General features: G+C 37.8%; 10 protein-coding genes. 6 read left to right on the top strand and 4 right to left on the bottom strand.

The window, feature by feature from the left end; genetic code table 11:
• Positions 1 to 201: 201 nt before the first annotated feature.
• From ACJJVX_RS16305 to dinG, 3 genes are read right to left on the bottom strand one after another with little or no spacing between them, the layout of a single operon-like run.
• Positions 202 to 822, bottom strand: a complete 621-nt coding sequence (locus tag ACJJVX_RS16305; RefSeq protein WP_054454189.1) for a primosomal replication protein — start codon at positions 820 to 822, stop codon at positions 202 to 204.
• Positions 823 to 1,599, bottom strand: a complete 777-nt coding sequence (locus ACJJVX_RS16300; RefSeq protein WP_054454191.1) for a TSUP family transporter — start codon at positions 1,597 to 1,599, stop codon at positions 823 to 825.
• A complete protein-coding gene (gene dinG / locus ACJJVX_RS16295; protein ID WP_054454193.1) occupies positions 1,599 to 3,674 on the bottom strand; it encodes an ATP-dependent DNA helicase DinG in 2,076 nt (691 codons plus the stop codon). The genes ACJJVX_RS16300 and dinG overlap by 1 nt, the downstream gene beginning before the upstream one ends.
• Positions 3,675 to 3,692: 18 nt before the next feature.
• Here dinG and ACJJVX_RS16290 point away from each other — a divergent pair, with 18 nt between their 5' ends.
• The 6 genes from ACJJVX_RS16290 to ACJJVX_RS16265 all read left to right on the top strand — a co-directional run bounded on the left by ACJJVX_RS16290 (position 3,693) and on the right by ACJJVX_RS16265 (position 17,762).
• Entirely contained in the window at positions 3,693 to 6,110 is a 2,418-nt protein-coding gene (locus tag ACJJVX_RS16290; protein ID WP_405632422.1) for a DNA polymerase II, read from the top strand.
• A 274-nt stretch (positions 6,111 to 6,384) separates the two neighbouring features.
• Entirely contained in the window at positions 6,385 to 9,156 is a 2,772-nt protein-coding gene (locus ACJJVX_RS16285; protein WP_054454194.1) for a TonB-dependent siderophore receptor, read from the top strand.
• Between the two features lie 856 nt (positions 9,157 to 10,012).
• Positions 10,013 to 12,643, top strand: a complete 2,631-nt coding sequence (locus ACJJVX_RS16280) for a TonB-dependent siderophore receptor (RefSeq protein ID WP_054205458.1) — start codon at positions 10,013 to 10,015, stop codon at positions 12,641 to 12,643.
• Between the two features lie 860 nt (positions 12,644 to 13,503).
• A complete protein-coding gene (locus ACJJVX_RS16275) occupies positions 13,504 to 15,540 on the top strand; it encodes a response regulator (protein ID WP_054454196.1) in 2,037 nt (678 codons plus the stop codon).
• A 96-nt stretch (positions 15,541 to 15,636) separates the two neighbouring features.
• Complete coding sequence (locus ACJJVX_RS16270; protein ID WP_054205456.1) at positions 15,637 to 15,939, top strand: H-NS family nucleoid-associated regulatory protein; 303 nt, start codon at positions 15,637 to 15,639, stop codon at positions 15,937 to 15,939.
• Positions 15,940 to 16,004: 65 nt separating this feature from the next.
• Complete coding sequence (locus tag ACJJVX_RS16265) at positions 16,005 to 17,762, top strand: DEAD/DEAH box helicase (protein WP_054205455.1); 1,758 nt, start codon at positions 16,005 to 16,007, stop codon at positions 17,760 to 17,762.
• A 71-nt stretch (positions 17,763 to 17,833) separates the two neighbouring features.
• Here the strand turns inward: ACJJVX_RS16265 and ACJJVX_RS16260 are convergent, their stop codons facing one another.
• Positions 17,834 to 18,166, bottom strand: coding sequence for a ribonuclease E inhibitor RraB (locus ACJJVX_RS16260; RefSeq protein ID WP_054205454.1), 333 nt, complete (start codon positions 18,164 to 18,166; stop codon positions 17,834 to 17,836).
• Between the last annotated feature and the right edge of the window lie 147 nt (positions 18,167 to 18,313).

The raw sequence follows: 18,313 nt of genomic DNA, 5'->3' as shown, positions 1-18,313 counted from the left end.
GCTACTTCAGTTTATACCACGCGACAGGATAAATCGACAAACGCTATATTATTAAGAGGGCTAAGGAACGGGTGCTAGGTCATGTTGACCTTTCGTGATTGATTTTGCAGCAGTCTATTTGGTATGTAGGCAAGGCTGCGCCTATGGTGTGTGTTGCTTCTCCTAGATTGAACAAATTTCAATCCACAAAGGCAACACGCTCTAGCGTAGTTGCTGTTTCTCTACGATTTGAATTTTTTCTTCGGTGGCTGATATGGCTTTGCGACAACGACCAAGGCGCGCGTGCAGAGCCAGTATCTCCAAGTTTATGGCTTTGGCTTTTACAGGGCCCATATTTTGCATTCGCAGCTTACACTCTTCGACCATCAGTACTAAGCGGCGCTCGAATTCGTGATTTTGTTTAAGCTCGTCGTATAACTCATGGGCAGGCTGCATAATTTGCTTTACAGCTTGCTGATAAGGTAGCGATTTACTCACAGGCTTATTGCGGGGCTTATACGTGCTTTTGTTTTCTTTTTCCCAAATAGGCGTAGATTTAATGACATTAAATACCGCTTGTACCTGATTGCCAATACGCTCTAATGCATAATTGTGAGCATGGCGACGTTCTAATGGCGGAAGGCTATTTACTTCATCTTCAATTTCCAGCACGTAATCAACTAATTTCATGCTTTTTGTAGTGAAAACACCCCGATCAAATAGGCTTGGTTGTGCCTGCATATACCTATTTTTAGCGAATAACTTAGCTTTATCAAATTGTTCAGCATGTTGCTTTAATGTTGTTACTTGCTGGCAAAGTTTATCAAAAGAGTCTGCACGCATTTATAAATACGCCTCATAAATTAGTTTTAGCGCTAGGATTATCACAACGGTATTAAATACCGGGCGAATAAATTTACTGCCAAAGCGTATGGCTGAATGAGCACCTATCCATGCACCTAACATTAAAAAGAAGCCCATGGTGATGCCCAATAAAAAGTTAACATGGCCAAGTGCTATAAAAGTAATGAGGGAGACAAAATTTGATACAAAATTCATTGAACGCGCTAAACCACAATTCAGCAGCAAGCTCATTTTATAGAGTAAGCTATTAGATGCTGTCCAAAAAGTCCCCGCTCCAGGACCGGCTAATCCATCAAAAAAACCTAAGCTTAGGCCTTGTAGCCATTGTTTGATTTTAGTCGCTCTATTTAGTGGCGGTAATTGGTTGTGTTCTACTGTGCTTAAACTACCAAATAGGCTGTAACAGGCTACCATAATGATCACAACAGGAAGTAACTTGTTTAAAAATTCAATACTGAGGTAATCAACAATCAGCGTACCAAGTAATGCACCGATAGCAGTTGCAACAATAGATGCGGCCCAAAATCGAGGGTTAAATAGTTGCTTCCGAAAATAAGTGACACTGGCGGTCAGTGAGCCAAAACTGGCAGCGAGTTTATTTGTGCCCAATGTTAAATGCGGAGGCAGGCCTGCGGTTAATAGTGCGGGTACAGTTAGCATACCGCCGCCGCCGGCAATTGCGTCTATAAAACCGGCGGCCAGAGCCACGGCGCAAAGGAGTGCCCAGGTTGTTGGGTCAAGTGCAAGTTCAAACATTAATAATCAATTTGTCTTTTAAAGGGTGGTAGTGTATCAAGCATGGCTTTACCGTAGCGCTTGGTCACTAAACGGCGATCTAGGATGGTGATCCGTCCCTGATCGTTCTCTTTACGCAGCAGTCTACCACAGCTTTGTACTAATTTCTTGGCTGCATCAGGCACGGTAATCGATAAAAATGGGTTCCCTCCTTTGCTTTGTACAAATTCAGCTTGTGCTTCTTCAATCGGGGAGGTGGGTACGGCGAATGGAATTTTAGTGATCACTAAATTCTCAAGGTATTTACCCGGCAAGTCGAGCCCTTCAGATAAGCTTTGCGTGCCAAACAAAATACTGCCTTTACCTGCGTCGATATTTTTAGTGTGTTGCTTTAATAGCGCTTCGCGCGACATTTCACCTTGGACTAAAATATCAAGATTTCTAGTGCGTAACTCTTTGACTACGTGATCCATTTGCCAATAAGACGCAAACAATACTAAGTTAGCTTGTTGTTTATTTAAATGATTGGGTAATACCTTAGCTAAATGATCACTAAACTCTTTATGAGTTGGCTCTATACTTGAGGTTGGAATATGTAACGTGGCTTGATTAGGGTAATCAAAAGGCGAAGGCACTTTTAAATATTTTACGCCTTCTTCTTTAGTTAATCCTGTTTCATAGGCAAAGTGATCAAATGATCCAAGCGCTGTCAGTGTCGCTGAGCATAAAACAGCGCCAGCGCATTGTCTCCATAATTTATCTTTTAAATAGTAGCCAACTTCAATGGGGCAGTCGCTTAATAAATGATCGTGATGGTTTTTGTACTCTAAGCGCTTTATCCAACGGGCATGCGGCGTGCTTTCACCTTTAGTGGCGTAGCTGTACCATAGTTTATTGAGTTGCTCTAAGCGATTTATGTAATGGCCGCTTTCACCTAAGATAGGATCGGCAACATAAGGTTTGATATCGCCATCACTGACATCTTGCACCAGGGTGTCGTGCATTTTATTTAAACAACGAAGGGCATCGAGCGTAGCTTCACTGATATCTTTGGCTTTAGTGTGTAATGACTCAGGAATTTCACCATGCTCAAAGCGGTATGTATCGTCTTTTGAATAGTTAAAATCGGCATTATCTAAAATATCACGCACGACTTTTAAGTCTTTATTGGCATCATTTATACTGTCGCACAGTTTAAAGTTTTGGCCAATGGCTTTTTGGCCCACGAGTACTTTGGCCATTTTACCACTGAACTTGGTGAGTTTATCAAGCCAATCAATGGTGCCTTTAATTGTTGCAGCGGCAGATGAAAAGTCGCGAGTAATGTGTGCAAGGTGATGCGCTTCATCTATAACATAAATCGAACTATCAGGCTCAGGTAAAATTTTACCGCCCCCTAAATCTAGATCAGCCAATAGTAATGAATGATTAATTACTAACACATCCATTTGCATTAAGCGCTGGCGGGCGAGTTGAAATGGACAGGTTTGGTGCGCTTTCATTTGCCGTTGGCATGCATGTTTATCACAGGCAATTAATCCCCAAACGCGGTCGGGAATAGTATCAGCCCAGCTATCTCGATCGCCTTGCCACTTTTTCTTGGTGTAAGCATCGTATAATTGTTGCAAGCATCTAGTTTCCATTGCGCTCAGTGGCGAAGCAAGGGTTGGCATAAACTCCATTTGTGTTTGATTATCACCATTTATGGCGTTATGTAGTTTATGCGCACATATATAGCGCTGACGACCTTTCACTAAATCAAATTTAAAATCTAAGCCTGAATGCTTTTTAAAAAATGGCAGCTCTTTACTTATTAGCTGCTCTTGTAGTGCAACGGTGGCGGTAGAAATAATTAATTTCTTTTTTTGTGCAAGCGCCAGTGGTAATGCCCCTAAACAATACGCGAGGGATTTACCGGTACCCGTGCCGGCTTCAATAACACAAATGCGCTGTTTTTTGTGGTATTCACCCGCCAGTGTTTTGGCTATTTCGGCGACTAAATAATTTTGACTGCTTCGAGGGCGATAATCACTGAGGTTATCAGCCACATGCTTATGAATTTTTCTTATCGTCGTTTTTAATGCATCAGAAAGCATGGGGGAATAACCTAAAGTATGTATATAATTACAGTGCTGTATATTAATTGGGATCGAACATTGACACAAGCAATCTATCAAGGCTTTATACTTTCAAGGCAGCAATATGCTGCAGACAAATATAGTCGCCATTGCGGGATCACACTGTGCTATTGGCTAAGCTCTGATTACGGACCGATAAAAGTGTTAGTACCAAATCAACACGCTGTATTTTTTATTCCTAGAAAGCAACACGCTTTAGCACAGCACTTGCTATTAAAACAAAATATAAGCGCCGAGTTTAAAGATGTTTCCATCAAACATTTCAGTGGTGAAGAATGCATAGCCTGTTATTTTTCAAGCTCACACGCGCTATATGAAGCAAAACAGCTGTTTGAAAGCCACACTTTAGATGAACACATCACAGTATATGAAGGCGATGTGCGCCACAGCGATCGCTTTTTAATGGAACGTTTTATTCGTGGTGGAGTATGGGTTACCGGAGATGTGACTCAGCAAGCCGGTTTTATTCAAATTGATAACGCACAACTAAAAGCAGCTGATTCTTATACTCCACAGTTTAAAACGCTGTCACTGGATATTGAATGCAGTGGTGAAGGTGTATTGTTTTCAGTTGGCTTAGTGGGTCAGGGCATTGATTGCGTGATTATGGTTGGCGAGCCACAACACAGTGAACAAACAATTTGTTGGTGCCATGATGAAATCGATTTATTAAATCAGTTAAAAAGCCTGATACAGCAAGTTGACCCTGATATTATTATTGGCTGGAATGTCATTGAGTTTGATTTTAATGTACTCAATAGGCGCGCGGATGCTCTTGGTGTTAAATTGTTGTTTGGTCGAGGTAATGGACAACTACAGATCAGAAAAGGGCATTTTACCCGCTTAACCTTGCCCGGTCGCTGCGTTATAGATGGTATTGATACTTTAAAAAATGCCACCTACCATTTTGATAGTTTTTCGTTAGCAAATGTAAGCCACAAAATACTGGGCGAAAAAAAATTAATTCAAAGCGATAACCGCCTGAGTGAAATTATTCGTCAATACAATGAAGATAAACTCTCACTCGCAGCCTATAACCGACAAGACTGCGTGCTCGTTAATCGTATTTTTGAAAAGTTAAAGCTTATTGAATTTGCTATTGTACGTACGCAACTAACAGGGCTTGAATTGGAGCGAATGGGCGGCTCTGTGGCGGCTTTTACTAATTTATATTTACCTTTATTACATCGCAGTGGGTACGTTGCACCGAACTTAGGTGATCATGGCTTATCGTTTGAAAGCCCTGGCGGGTTTGTAATGGAATCAATCCCTGGGCTTTATAAAAATGTGATTGTGCTTGATTTTAAAAGTCTGTATCCATCTATTATGCAAACCTTCTGTATTGACCCTCTGGGGTTAATTCGTGGTTTAGATGAGCCTGATAACGCAATCGCGGGGTTTGAGGAGGCGTTATTTTCTCGCACAGAACACCATTTGCCAAACCTAATTAAAAAGTTAGCATCCTCAAGGCAACACGCAAAAAACACAGATCAACCCATGCTGTCACAAGCGATTAAAATTATCATGAACAGTTTATACGGTGTGCTAGGCTCCAAAGGTTGCCGGTTTTATGATCCACGCTTATCCAGCTCTATTACTTTGCGCGGTCATGAAATTATGCAAACTACCAGGCAATGGATTAAAGAGCTTGGTTACACGGTTATTTATGGTGATACGGATTCAACGTTTGTGAGTTTACCCGATGAACTTGATCCACAGGGTTGTAAAGCAATCGGCAAGCAACTCGCTATAACAATTAATGAAAAGTGGCAACATACTATAAAACAACGCTTTGCTACGCAAAGTTATTTGGAAATAGAGTTTGAAACACTTTATAGCCCATTTTTTATGCCAACCATACGTGGTAAAACCACCGGTTCAAAAAAACGCTATGTTGGTCAAGTACAAACAGGCTACGAAAAAAAGCTGGTGTTTAAAGGTATGGAAACCGTGCGCAGTGATTGGACACAATTAGCACATGAGTTCCAAACTGAGCTTTTTGAAACGTTATTCAGCGACACTTTTAACGTTGCAATGTTACACCCTATTATTGAAAGCTACATTAGCCGGTTATATGCCGGAGAATTTGACGATAAACTCGTATACAGGAAAAAACTCGGTCAGCATTTGGCTGATTACCAAAAAAACATCCCTCCCCAAGTACAAGCCGTTAAAAAGCACCAAGCAACTCACCCAGAGTTTGAGATAAGTAAAGGTCAAATAGTTGAATATGTATATACAACGTCAGGTGCTCAATTATATCTCGTTGACCATAAGTTTGATTATGCAATTTACGTAGAAAAACAGATCAAACCAATTGCTCAAATGATATTAACTCCCCTCAACCAAGACTTTATTAGTTTAAAAAAAGCGCAATTAAACCTCGGTATATAATACCAAATGTAGGGATAGTGTATCTTTTACGGTAACAAAATAAGAACATTTGGTTTGAGTCGGTTTGTTTATAGTCCCTAAAACAACATTATTTGTCCCGTTTTTGTTTATTATTTGGTGTTTATTTACAATTTAGTTTAAATAAAAGTAAACAGATGTTGGCAGTATTCGTTTTTTTGTTTAGTATCTTTGTGTGTTCGAAACCTAAATGTTTCGATAGTTCACAAAAACGAAACAAAAATAACCACAAGATAGTGGTCCCAGGGAGAATCAAATGTTAAATAATAAAATTTCAAAAGCTGTTCGCTTAGCGATTGCTTTTGGTGCTGCATCAACAGCTGTGTTTTCTGCAAGCTCAATTGCTGCTGAAGAAGGTGCAGAAAAAGTTGAACGTATTCAGGTAACAGGTTCACGTATCAAAAGAACAGATTTAGAAAGCGCTAGCCCTGTACTTGTACTTGATCGCTCAGATATTGCTGCAAGTGGTCAGATTAGTATTGGTAATATTTTACAGCAAATTCCAGCTGCGGGTGCTGCATTAAACACTGCTTTTAACAACGGCGGTAATGGTGCTACTAATATGGATTTACGTAACCTTGGTGCTCAACGCCTACTAGTTTTAGTAAACGGTAAGCGCTGGGTTTCATCTTTAGGTTCAACAGTTGATTTGAATACTATTCCTGCTGCTTCAATTGAGCGTATTGAAGTTGTAAAAGATGGAGCTTCAGCAATCTATGGTTCTGATGCAATTGCAGGCGTTGTAAATATTATCACACGAAAAGATTTTGATGGTGTAGAGCTTTCAGTTTATGGTGGCGAAAACTTAAAATATAATGATGGTCGTCAATATTCAGCTGATTTAACTATTGGCACCACCTCTGATAAAGGTGGATTAATGATGAATGTTAGTCACGTGACTCAAGCTGAAATTTGGGCTGGTGACCGTGATATTTCTTCGAAAGGTAATAGTTCAACAACAGATAAAGGTCGCCTTCGTTTAACCTCAAGTGCGATATCTTCCTCGCTTAGAGATGACTTACTAGCACAGGGATATACCGAGAATAATGCTGGAAAGTCTAATGCTGGATTTGACTTGGTTCCTAATGGAGCAGGTTCAACTGTAGGTATTGGTTCATTTAGAGATCGCGATGGTGATGTATACAACTACGCACCTGAAAACTATCTATCAACCCCACAAGTACGTAATAGTATGTATGTCCAAGCATTTTATGATTTATCTGATGATGTTAGGGTTGTTTCTGACTTTATGATGACGAACCGTGAATCAACTCAGTTATTAGCTGCTATGCCTCTTACTATTGGTGCATCTTTTGGTGCTGCTGCAAGCCGCGTTGATATTCATAAAAATAACATCTATAACCCTTTCGGTGAAACTTTATACGGTGATTCTGCACGTTCAGGCGTTGACGGATATGTACCTTATGCTGGGCAACGTCGATTTGTAGAAGCTGGTAATCGTATTTATAGACAAAATGATACAACATACCGTGCAATGGTTGGTTTAGAAGGCAGTGTTGGTGATACATCTTGGGTGTGGGATGCGTCATACATTTATGGTAAAAATAGCCAAGATGTTTTGACCACAGGTTTACTTAATTTAACACGTATCAACCAGGCGCTTGGAGATAACTGTAATGTGTCTACATCATGCGTGCCACTTAACTTATTTGGTGGTTTAGGGTCTATAACACCTGAAATGGTCGATTATGTAACCTTCGATAGTGTATCTCGTCAAGGTCTAGAACTAAAAGATTATACCGTAAACTTCGCAGGCGATGCATTTGAGTTACCAGCAGGTGTGGTTGGCATGGCTATTGGTCTAGAGCGTCGTGAGGAAAGCGGTTACGATACTCCAGATCCATTAACACAAAGTGGTGAATCATCAGGCAACCAGCGAGATGCTACTGGTGGAGGCTTCCGATTAGATGAAGCTTATATTGAGCTTTCAATACCTGTGCTTGAAGGGTTAACTATTTCACCAGCAATCCGTTTTTCAGACCACAGTGCATACGGTAGTAATTCTACAGCTAAAGTAGGTGTAGAATACCGCCCAATTGACGATATTTTATTACGTGGTACATGGGCTGAAGGTTATAGAGCACCATCGATTTCAAACTTATATGCAGGTAATGCTGATTCATATCCATCATTAACAGATCCATGTAATTCTGTAGAGGGTAAAGTACCAGCTCTACCTGGTTGTGCTGGCGTTCCAGATGGATATGCTCAAGCAAATACACAAATTCGTATTACAAATGTATCGTCACCAGATCTTAAACCAGAGGAATCTGAGTCAAAAACATTTGGCGTTGTATATAATCCAAGTTATATCGATGGTTTAGAATTCACAATTGATTACTATGATATTGAAGTTACAAATTCAATCGGACGTTATGGTGCATCAAGACTTTTAAATGAATGCTCAACGGGTGATAACGCTAAGTCTTGTGATTATATAGATCGTGATTCGAACGGTAATGTTGTTGACTTACGTAACTTCTTACAAAATTCAGGTGATTATAACGTTGAAGGTATTGATTTTTACACGGCATACAAATTTGATACTGAATTTGGTAGCTTTAAAACGTCTCTAGATTTGTCGTATGTGATGACAAATGAATTTGATGGTGATGATCAAGTTGGAATTCAATTTGGTAATGCTGGTTTTCCTGAATATAAAGGCACATTTGCAGTTGATTGGTCGATGGGAGACTTTGATGCTCATTGGCAAACTCGTTATGTAGATCGTTTACAAAACAATTACGATGTATTATATGGAGCAGAAAACTACCCAGGTATGGCCGCTGAAATTGGTTCTTACTTCATACATGATGTTTCTGTTGGTTACGCATTAGATGCTTACAATACCAAATTATCATTAGGTATTGAAAATTTATTTGCTAAAGAGCCATCACCAGAATATAGCAATAACGATATTGCTATTTCTACTAACAACTTCTCAGTTACTGAGTATGATGTAAATATGGACCGCTTCGTATACCTACGAGCAACTATAAAGTTTTAATATTTTAAAATACTAAAATACTAAAATACTAAAATACTAAAATACTAAAATACTAAAATACTAAAAGCCACTGTTGAGTGGCTTTTTTATTGAGTCAAAATAATTAAGTAAAAACTATAACTGGATTGGAGTACATGCAAAAGAAATATATAGAAAAGCTCATGCAAGGAAACAACTATAAACTCCACACTATTTCAAGGGTGCTGTACTACGCATCTGTGTTTCTATTTATTAGAGTTCGGATTAGTCAATCAGAACTCCTTCTTATTTTAAAACGACAAATATCATTATTTTTCTATCGCTTGCCGCTTGCCGCTTGCCGCTTGGTGTACCTTATGATTGCATCGTGTTTATTCTATGCAATTGAGAATATTATCTAACCAAGGGTAACAGGTGTAACTATTTGGCAATTAATAGAGTACAACTTCAATTCTTTTTAAGATCTAATTAAGATCTAACCTATGGATTACCATTAGACCTTTTATACATAGCTTAAAATAATATGATCTCAAATTTATAAAGTCAATTTAGTCATTGATTTTTATTGTTTTTTATTGTTTTTTATTGTTTTTTATTTCCCCCCGTATATGTTGCTTTCGTTAACAGGAACTCATAATTTATATCAATAAAAAGGGTGTAAGCAATACGTTGCAATAATCGTGTATTGTCCGCTTTTGTTTTTTTACTGTAAATTTTTTGATTTTAAAGTTAAATAACAGTTGACCATACACTGTCCCTGATATTAGTATCTCTTTCAGCAATTTCGGTACTTAGATATTATAAATAGTAATAAGTTCCTTTTTTGTTTGAATTTTATACTAATAATCATATGAAAAATATGACCAGGGAGAATCAAATGTTAAATAGTAAAGTTTCAAAGGCAGTTCGTATTGCGATCGCTTTTGGTGCTGCTTCAACAGCGGCATTTTCTGCAAGTTCGTTTGCAGCTGAAGATGAAAGTGTAGAAAAAGTTGAACGTATTCAAGTTACTGGCTCACGTATCAAGCGTACTGATCTTGAAGGTACAAGTCCTGTATTTTCTATCTCTCGCAGTGATATTGATGCATCAGGTGAGTTATCTGTTGCAGATGTATTAAGAGACACAAATTTCAACTCATTCGGTTCTTTCTCAGAATCTTCAGGTTTTGGTAGTGGTGCTCAGGGTACTGCAACTGTTTCATTACGCGGCATGGGTTCAGGTCGTACTTTAGTGCTTGTTGATGGTAAGCGTCTAGCTCCATCACCTGGTTCATCTGGCTCGACAGTTGATTTGAATACAATTCCATTTGCTGCGATTGAGCGTATGGATCTAGTAACTGATGGTGCATCAGCTATATATGGTTCTGACGCGGTAGGTGGTGTTATCAACATCATTCTTCGTAAAGACTTTGAAGGTTTTAATGTAACTGCTCAGGCTCAAAGACCTTCAAATGAAGGTGGCGATCAAGAGTCTGTATCTTTCACATTCGGTACATCAAACGAGAAAGGTAATATCATCATGAGCTTAGAGCATGATGTTAAAGACATCATCTATACTCGTGACAGAGATTATTTATCAGCTAACATCGCTGATAACTTTGAAGACTCGACTGGCGTAAGTATGAGTGCTCGTAATATTGAGTACACTGTTAAGAATGCTGCTGGAGAATTCCGTACAGAATACCGCCCGGCACAACTTGCAGGCGTTAGCTTATGTGATGACCGTTTTGTTGGTGTAATGCCACATGGTGGTGAGAGATATCCTGACTCTACAGTATGTCCATTCGATCATACTAAATTTTCAGCACAAACATCTAAACTTGAACGTACCAATCTATATACATTTGGTCGTTATAGCCTAACGGATGATATTGAACTTTCAATTTCATCATTAGCGACACGTAAAGCATCATTTGGACGTTTTGCTCCAGCCGCTGGTTCATTTAATGTAACAGGTACAGATCTTGCTGCAGATAGTATCCAACTAGCCGCAGGTGATGAAGTTACTGCTGCAAAAGCTAATTGGCGTTTTGCTGATAACGGTAATCGCGATGGCCGTACAGAAGAGTTAATGATTGACTTTAAAATTGGTCTCGACGGTATTACCGATTGGGGTAACTGGACTACAGGTTTCCAACGTAACCTTAACCGTATTAACCAACATGGTTCTGGCTATGTTAACAAGATTTTTGCAGAGCAATTTGCTAAAGAAGGTACTTTAACAGACCCGACTTCAATTGCTTTAATGCAGCATACAATCATCATTGATAATAAATCAGACTACACAAGCGCGTTTGCTGGTGTTGGTTTCGATAGCTTAGCTGAATTACCTGGTGGTGATTTAGGCTTATATATTCATGGTGAATTTATGAGCACAAACTTTAAGCGCACAGTTGATCCTCTAAGTGATGCTAATGCGGTTATTGGTTCGGCTGGTGGTTCAACTATCGGTGATAGAATAAGTAGAGCAGTAGCTGTTGAAGCTTCATTACCTGTGCTTGATAATTTAGATATTACTTTAGCTGCACGTTATGATAGTTACTCTGATTTCGGTTCAAAAGTGTCACCTCAAATCGGTGTGAAGTATGACTTCATGGAAGGTTGGGCTGTACGTTCTAGCTGGGGCAAAGGTTTTGCTGCACCGACATTTGGCGCATTATTCACAAAGAGTCAAGGTTTCCCATGGACTTATGTTGAAGGTGAAGGTTGGTCTCAAATTGAACAAAATTCAATTGGTAATAAAGACCTTGAAGCAGAAGAATCAGAAACATTCAATATTGGTTTGATTGGTGAAATTACTGATGGCGTTTCATTCACACTTGATTACTACAGTATTAAACTTGAGAATGAAGTAACATCTTACGATCGTTATAGAATCTTAGATGATATTGAAGACGGAAATGTTCCACCGGCACCAAATGGCGTAGAGTTTAATGCGTCAGGTTCACCAGAACGTTTCTTCGTCAGCTATGTAAATGATGGCCAAACAAAACAGACAGGTCTTGATTTTAATATCAATAGTCGTTTTGAAACTGATTTAGGTACATTCTCAGCTAAATTAGCTTATAGCCACATTTTTGAGTACTTGTCACCATATAATGGCGATGCAAATAACCTAGTAGACCTGATTGGTTTAAGAGACCGTCCTCAAGATCGTTGGACTGCAACATTTGGTTATAATATCTCAGATCATAACGTAACATTAGTTGCAAAATATATTGACTCACAGCTAAATGACTCTGAGTATAATGCAGATTGTAAGTGTTACACTGTAGATCCTGATGCTAGCGATACTGATAATGTTGCGACTTATGTAGATTCACATACAGAACTAGATCTATCATATGCTTACAATGTTAGCGATGATCTTAAAGTTTCTGTAGGTGTTCGTAACCTAACAGACGAAACACCTGAGTTCCAAGATCCAATCACACAGTCAAAATTCAGTGCTGATGTATATAGCATTCAAGGCCGTGTAGCTTATGCAGGCTTTAACTTTAACTTCTAATATTTTTAGATACTAAAGTTTAATTATATAATGGTTTGCTTGCTTTTTAATTAAAGCAAGCAAACCTTTTTATTAATATCCATTTATTTTTGACACTTCAAGTTAAGTAATAACATTAATTTATTCATAGCTTTATAATTACTCCCCCCCTTTTTTTGTTGATTTAAGTTGGTAAGTATTTTCTTAGCAAGAAAAATAACATTAGATACATTTATCTTTTTTACATATTATATTAGGCGTAATAAATTTTACTATCCTAAGTTAACCTAGCAAGTTACAACTATTTATTGATGAAACTAGATTTTCTTTATCCAAAAATACTAACGTTGTAAAAAATAGAATGCGTTTTTAGTTTATCGCTATATTTAATAGAATAGCCGATATTGCTAAGCGTCTTAAGTACTGTTGAATTAAGGGGTGAGTTCAAACTACGTTAAAAACCCTAGTGGGTTTTATTAATAAGCTCATAAAAAGTGCTTCAGCTGAGTTTACCCCCTTGCAACTGACGCGTACCTCATTATAAAAAATTATAAAGCACATGCGGAGGTGTTAGCGAGAAATATAAGGATATTCACTTGAGATTCAATTAAACACGAATAATCTCAAAGGAAAAACTTATGCATTAAGTAACCTTAAACAGCTTAACTAATATAAAGTGTGATGAGTCCACAGTTCTTAATCTTGAAGACACTGGTGTTTAGATAATTGTCTGTAATTACAAAGAAATACATGACTGAACGCCTTTATGATCTCAATTATGTATATCTAAATAAATTATTATTTCATTTAAATAAGATTTGAGTGCTAGGATTGTTAAAGGTATTTCAATTACGACTTCTTTTATAATATAAGTGACTTTAATGATTTTTAGTTTTTTACTAATATTGACCACCGCTGTGACCACTTACCTTATAGTTAAAAAAATAACGGTGAGAAAACTTCTATCTAGCAGTCAACATGAAGACCATAAGCAATTAAATCAGTTCAATAATACGCAAAAAATGATAGATGATATGCCGCTGATGATAGTTGTTGAAGATAAATATCATCAACGTTTAATGTGGAATGAGTCTTTTGAGAATACATTTAGTAAGCAGTGGGATGAAAATAATCGAGCTTATAATACTAACTCTTTAATTGCTGATGTTTTTATTACACAGAATAATGAGGTATTACACTCTCAAGTTTGCCGCGAATATAACATTCAGCTTATTGATAATAATAGTAAGTTGGTAAATATATTTTATGTAAAGCAACCATACCTTGATTTAGAGGGAGGTGTAACAGGAGTGATGACCTTAATAACACAGGTTTCTGAAGTTGAAGAAGCGTTTACTCAAAATGATCTCATTCATCAGTATTTACCTCAACTAGTTGAAAATATACCTGGTGGATTTTGTCAACTTGAATACTTTAATAACGCAGAGGGGAGGTTTACTTATCTTTCTCTAGGAGCCCAAAAAATATTAGGGCTCGCTGACGACTATATTAATCATCGAGGTGTTGTTGGGTGCATTTCACCTTCGGTTGTTGATCAAGACCGTGTAACAATTGCTAAAGCGTTTAAAGAAGGCGCGAGCAAGGGAGAAAATATCGATTGCCAGTTTCGTTATAAATCTAAGAATGAAATCCGTCGATGCCGTTTTATTGCAATTGTAAACCCTCAGTCACTACCTGAAGATGAAGGGGCTTCATGGCATGCAATACTATTTGATATCACAGAAAAATTACAACGGAAAAACAATGTAAATCTGAATGAAAATAAAGCTATTGATGAAAAAGGTGACCTATGGCATGTATTTTTAGATGATGAAAAATTAATTAATTTACTAGATATGTGCCAGGTTAGTTATCAACAACGAAATATAAAAGACTTTAAAGACGAATTTAAAAAGCCGGTATTTATTATAGTCTGTGAAGATGATTTAGATGTTTATTTAGGCTGTGATAAAGTAAGGAAATTAGCTGAATTTTCTGGTCGAATAATTGTAATTACTAAAAATAAAGATGATATTTATCATTTGCAAAATAATTTAATTAAAATATCTTATGAATCAATCAATGTAGTGACACTTAAAGAAGCATTTAAAATGCTTGCTCAGGGTATACAGAAAAAGAATAAAAAAGATCTTCCACGAAAACTCAGTGGCAATATTTTAGTTGCAGAGGATAATCAAGTTAATCAGTTATTAATACAAAAACAGTTCGAAAGTTTTGGTTTAAAAGTAACACTTGCAGATAACGGAAAGACCGCGTTTGAATTACTAAATACTAAACCATTCCAAATGGTAATCACTGATTGCAATATGCCGATTTTAGATGGCTTTCAATTAACCTCAAAAATTAGACAGCACCGCGACGTTGCAGTGAAGTGTATTCCAGTAATTGGGATGACCGCAGATGATTCAAAAGAGATAATTAATAAAGCGCTTACAGGTGGAATGGACTGTGTGATATTTAAGCCCTATTCACTAGCTCAACTGTACGAAACGCTTGTTGAATATCTACCACCATACGTATTATTAAACAGCCGTGAGGAACAGCTTAAAGACTCTCTCAGTGACGAGGTTTCATTGTCGCACTGGGTAACGGTATTTGGCAATAAGCAAGATGCACTTGCGATGGCACATGTTTTCCATGATACGTTGAAAAAGGATCTCATTGATTTAAACCATGCGTGTGCGATAAACGATGCCAAACAATATGAAAAAGTACTCCATCGAATAAAAGGCTCAATAGTGATGGTTAAAATAAAAACACTTGCGAGTAAGATAAAGGCATGTGAAATACAGCTAGCTGAAGAAGGTATTACTAAAAACAATAAATCTGTAACATTAATAAGTGAATTAACGATATTAAATAACATGGTTGCTAGTTGGTTAGACAAAGTGGATTAAATACTGGGTTCATCTTGGCCTAATATATAAAATAAGCTTATAATTTAATTGAATCATCTATCTAATTTTATAACTTAACAATTTAGTGAGTAAAAAATGAAAGAAGTTAAAGCATTTATTAAATCAGCTAGCCTTATTGAGCTAGAAAAAGCACAAGCATTACTAGGTGCTGCAATAGCAAAACATACTGAGCAACAACAAGCAAAACAAGACGTACTAGACCTGTTAAAAGAAAAAGGTTTAACTCTTGAGGATTTGCAAGATATCGTTGGCGATAAGCGTACCAAAGTATTACCGAAGTACCGTATTGAACATGAAGGTAAAATAGTTGAGTGGACCGGTAGAGGTAAGCGTCCTAAAGCATTTCAAGATGTTGATTTAACCAAACACCTAGCTTAATGTTTTGGGAGGCCGAGTGCCTCCCATATTAGTTTTCTTTCTTATTCATTAGTTGCAGTCATTAAATGAGTTATGTATTAAGGCCTTACCAACAAGAGGCTGTTGCACGTACTGTTGCCTTTTTTAGAAAGACAGATTCTCCTGCTTTAATTGTTCTCCCCACTGGTGCAGGCAAAAGTTTAGTCATTGCCGAGCTTGCTCGTATTGCTAAACAGAAAATACTCGTATTAGCGCATGTAAAAGAACTCGTTGAACAGAATGCGCAAAAGTATGAAAGCTTTGGCCTAGCAGCGAGTGTTTTTTCTGCTGGGTTAAAACAAAAATCCTTATCTGAGCAAGTTACTTTTGCAAGTATTCAATCGCTTTCTCGTAATTTAAATCAACTCAATGAACATTATTCATTAGTAATTATTGATGAATGTCACCGAGTCAGTGGTGATGATAAAAGCCAATATGCTAAAGTAATTGATGCGTTAAAACGTCATAATGCAAAGTTAAAAATATTAGGCTTAACCGCGACTCCTTATCGCTTGGGGATCGGGTGGGTGTATCATCGTCATTACCATGGTTTTGTGCGAGGGAATGCTGAGAGTCCATTTAAAGAGTGCATTTTTGAATTGCCGCTTCGTTACATGATTAAACACCAATTTTTAACACCACCGAAAGAGCTTGATGCGGCAATCAGTCATTATGATTTTTCGTCGTTATCGAGCAATGCATTTGGTCAATATAGTCAGCAAGATTTAAATCAATTATTGCAAGCGAATACTCGCGCTACACAAACGATCTGTGAAGATATAGTAAAGCACAGTGAAAACCGTGAAGGTGTCATGATTTTTGCTGCGACGGTTCGCCATGCGCAAGAAGTTGTTGGTTATTTACATGGACAAAGCTGTGCACTGATCACGGGAGATACCGGTCATAGTGAGCGAGATAAAATAATTGCAAAATTTAAGCAAAGACAATTGAAATTTTTAGTGAATGTGTCAGTGCTTACTACTGGTTTTGATGCCCCCCACGTTGACTTTATTGCTATTTTAAGGCCCACTGAATCGGTTAGCCTTTATCAGCAAATAGTTGGGAGGGGGCTGCGTTTATCATCAGGGAAAAGTGATTGCTTAGTTATTGATTATGCGGGTAATGGCTTTGATCTTTTTCATCCTGAAGTTGGCAGTAAAAAAGGTAATAGTGATAATGAGCCTGTGCAGGTACTTTGTCCTGGGTGTGGGTTTGCTAATATTTTTTGGGGCAAAATAGACGGCGCAGGAAAAGTCATTGAACATTTTGGTCGTCGCTGTAAAGGCTTGCTTGAAGATGAACATGGCTATAAAGAGCAATGCGATTATCGGTTTCGTTTTAAGGAATGCGACAACTGTGGAACACAAAATGATATTGCTGCCAGAGAATGCCATTCTTGCCATGCTATAATGGCAGATCCTGATGACAAGCTGCGAGCAGCACTGAACTTAAAAGATGCGCTAGTACTGCGTTGCAGTGGCTTAAGCGTATCTACTTTGGTAAACCATACGCAGATTATTAAGCTAACTTACTTTGACGAAGATGGTGCAAGTTGCGATGAAATATATGATTTTTCAAAACCGGGGGCGCGCTACATTTTTAATAAGCAATTTGGTAAACGTACTAATAATGGGCAAACACCGGTTGATTATAAACTGGCCGAACAAGTCATCGAAAATGAAACATTATTGGTAGCGCCCGATTTTGTGATTGCCCGAAAAAGTAAAAAATATGGCTGGAAAGTCGCAGATAAATTGTTTGATTATCAAGGCAGCTTTAGAAAAGCGAATCAGTTAAGTCGTTAATTCACTTAACTGATTTTATGACCGATCTAAGTTTACACTTGGAGGGGGTTATTCGTAATTATACTAACGTACTAATCATTACCATCCATTAATCCCCAACCATCCCCATAACCTTTATAGCCATTGGCGATACTTTCTAAATACTGCTCTGTTTGGCCTAGTAGAGTGTGATCTGGCACCATTTCAACTTGTGTAATTACTTCCCAAATACCCGTGTCTTCACACTGTACTAATTCGGTTGCAGGGGCGAGCTCATCTTCAGCTATGGCTGTGGCGAATGTTTCAGCATCGCTCTTTTGTTCAAATAAAATATAAAAATCAATTTTGTGCATGCGTGCTAAATCAATACCAGCAGCCGCTATTTCTGTTAAAAGTTGGCCATTGTCATCATCAGGAAAGTGCATTTAAAAACCCAGTAAAAATAATTCAAATTAGTTAGTGCCATTGTAACTAAAATTAAGCGCTTTAGCGTACTAATTTTCACATTTGAGTTACTGCGCCCAAGCATATCGATATGTTACTATTTCAACCTTGATGGTTGATTGTTTTTA

Origin of the sequence: Pseudoalteromonas sp. Ld20, from assembly GCF_045064175.1 — a bacterium.
GTDB lineage: Bacteria > Pseudomonadota > Gammaproteobacteria > Enterobacterales > Alteromonadaceae > Pseudoalteromonas > Pseudoalteromonas neustonica.
Note: the sequence above shows the minus strand (reverse complement) of the source record. Positions and strands in the feature narration are given on the sequence as shown.

Bases quoted from the DNA above. Each gene is read 5' to 3' on its own strand.
- ACJJVX_RS16305 (WP_054454189.1), bottom strand. From the start codon at position 822: ATGCGTGCAGACTCTTTTGATAAACTTTGCCAGCAAGTAACAACATTA.
- ACJJVX_RS16300 (WP_054454191.1), bottom strand. From the start codon at position 1,599: ATGTTTGAACTTGCACTTGACCCAACAACCTGGGCACTCCTTTGCGCC.
- dinG (WP_054454193.1), bottom strand. From the start codon at position 3,674: ATGCTTTCTGATGCATTAAAAACGACGATAAGAAAAATTCATAAGCAT.
- ACJJVX_RS16290 (WP_405632422.1), top strand. From the start codon at position 3,693: ATGTATATAATTACAGTGCTGTATATTAATTGGGATCGAACATTGACA.
- ACJJVX_RS16285 (WP_054454194.1), top strand. From the start codon at position 6,385: ATGTTAAATAATAAAATTTCAAAAGCTGTTCGCTTAGCGATTGCTTTT.
- ACJJVX_RS16280 (WP_054205458.1), top strand. From the start codon at position 10,013: ATGTTAAATAGTAAAGTTTCAAAGGCAGTTCGTATTGCGATCGCTTTT.
- ACJJVX_RS16275 (WP_054454196.1), top strand. From the start codon at position 13,504: ATGATTTTTAGTTTTTTACTAATATTGACCACCGCTGTGACCACTTAC.
- ACJJVX_RS16270 (WP_054205456.1), top strand. From the start codon at position 15,637: ATGAAAGAAGTTAAAGCATTTATTAAATCAGCTAGCCTTATTGAGCTA.
- ACJJVX_RS16265 (WP_054205455.1), top strand. From the start codon at position 16,005: ATGAGTTATGTATTAAGGCCTTACCAACAAGAGGCTGTTGCACGTACT.
- ACJJVX_RS16260 (WP_054205454.1), bottom strand. From the start codon at position 18,166: ATGCACTTTCCTGATGATGACAATGGCCAACTTTTAACAGAAATAGCG.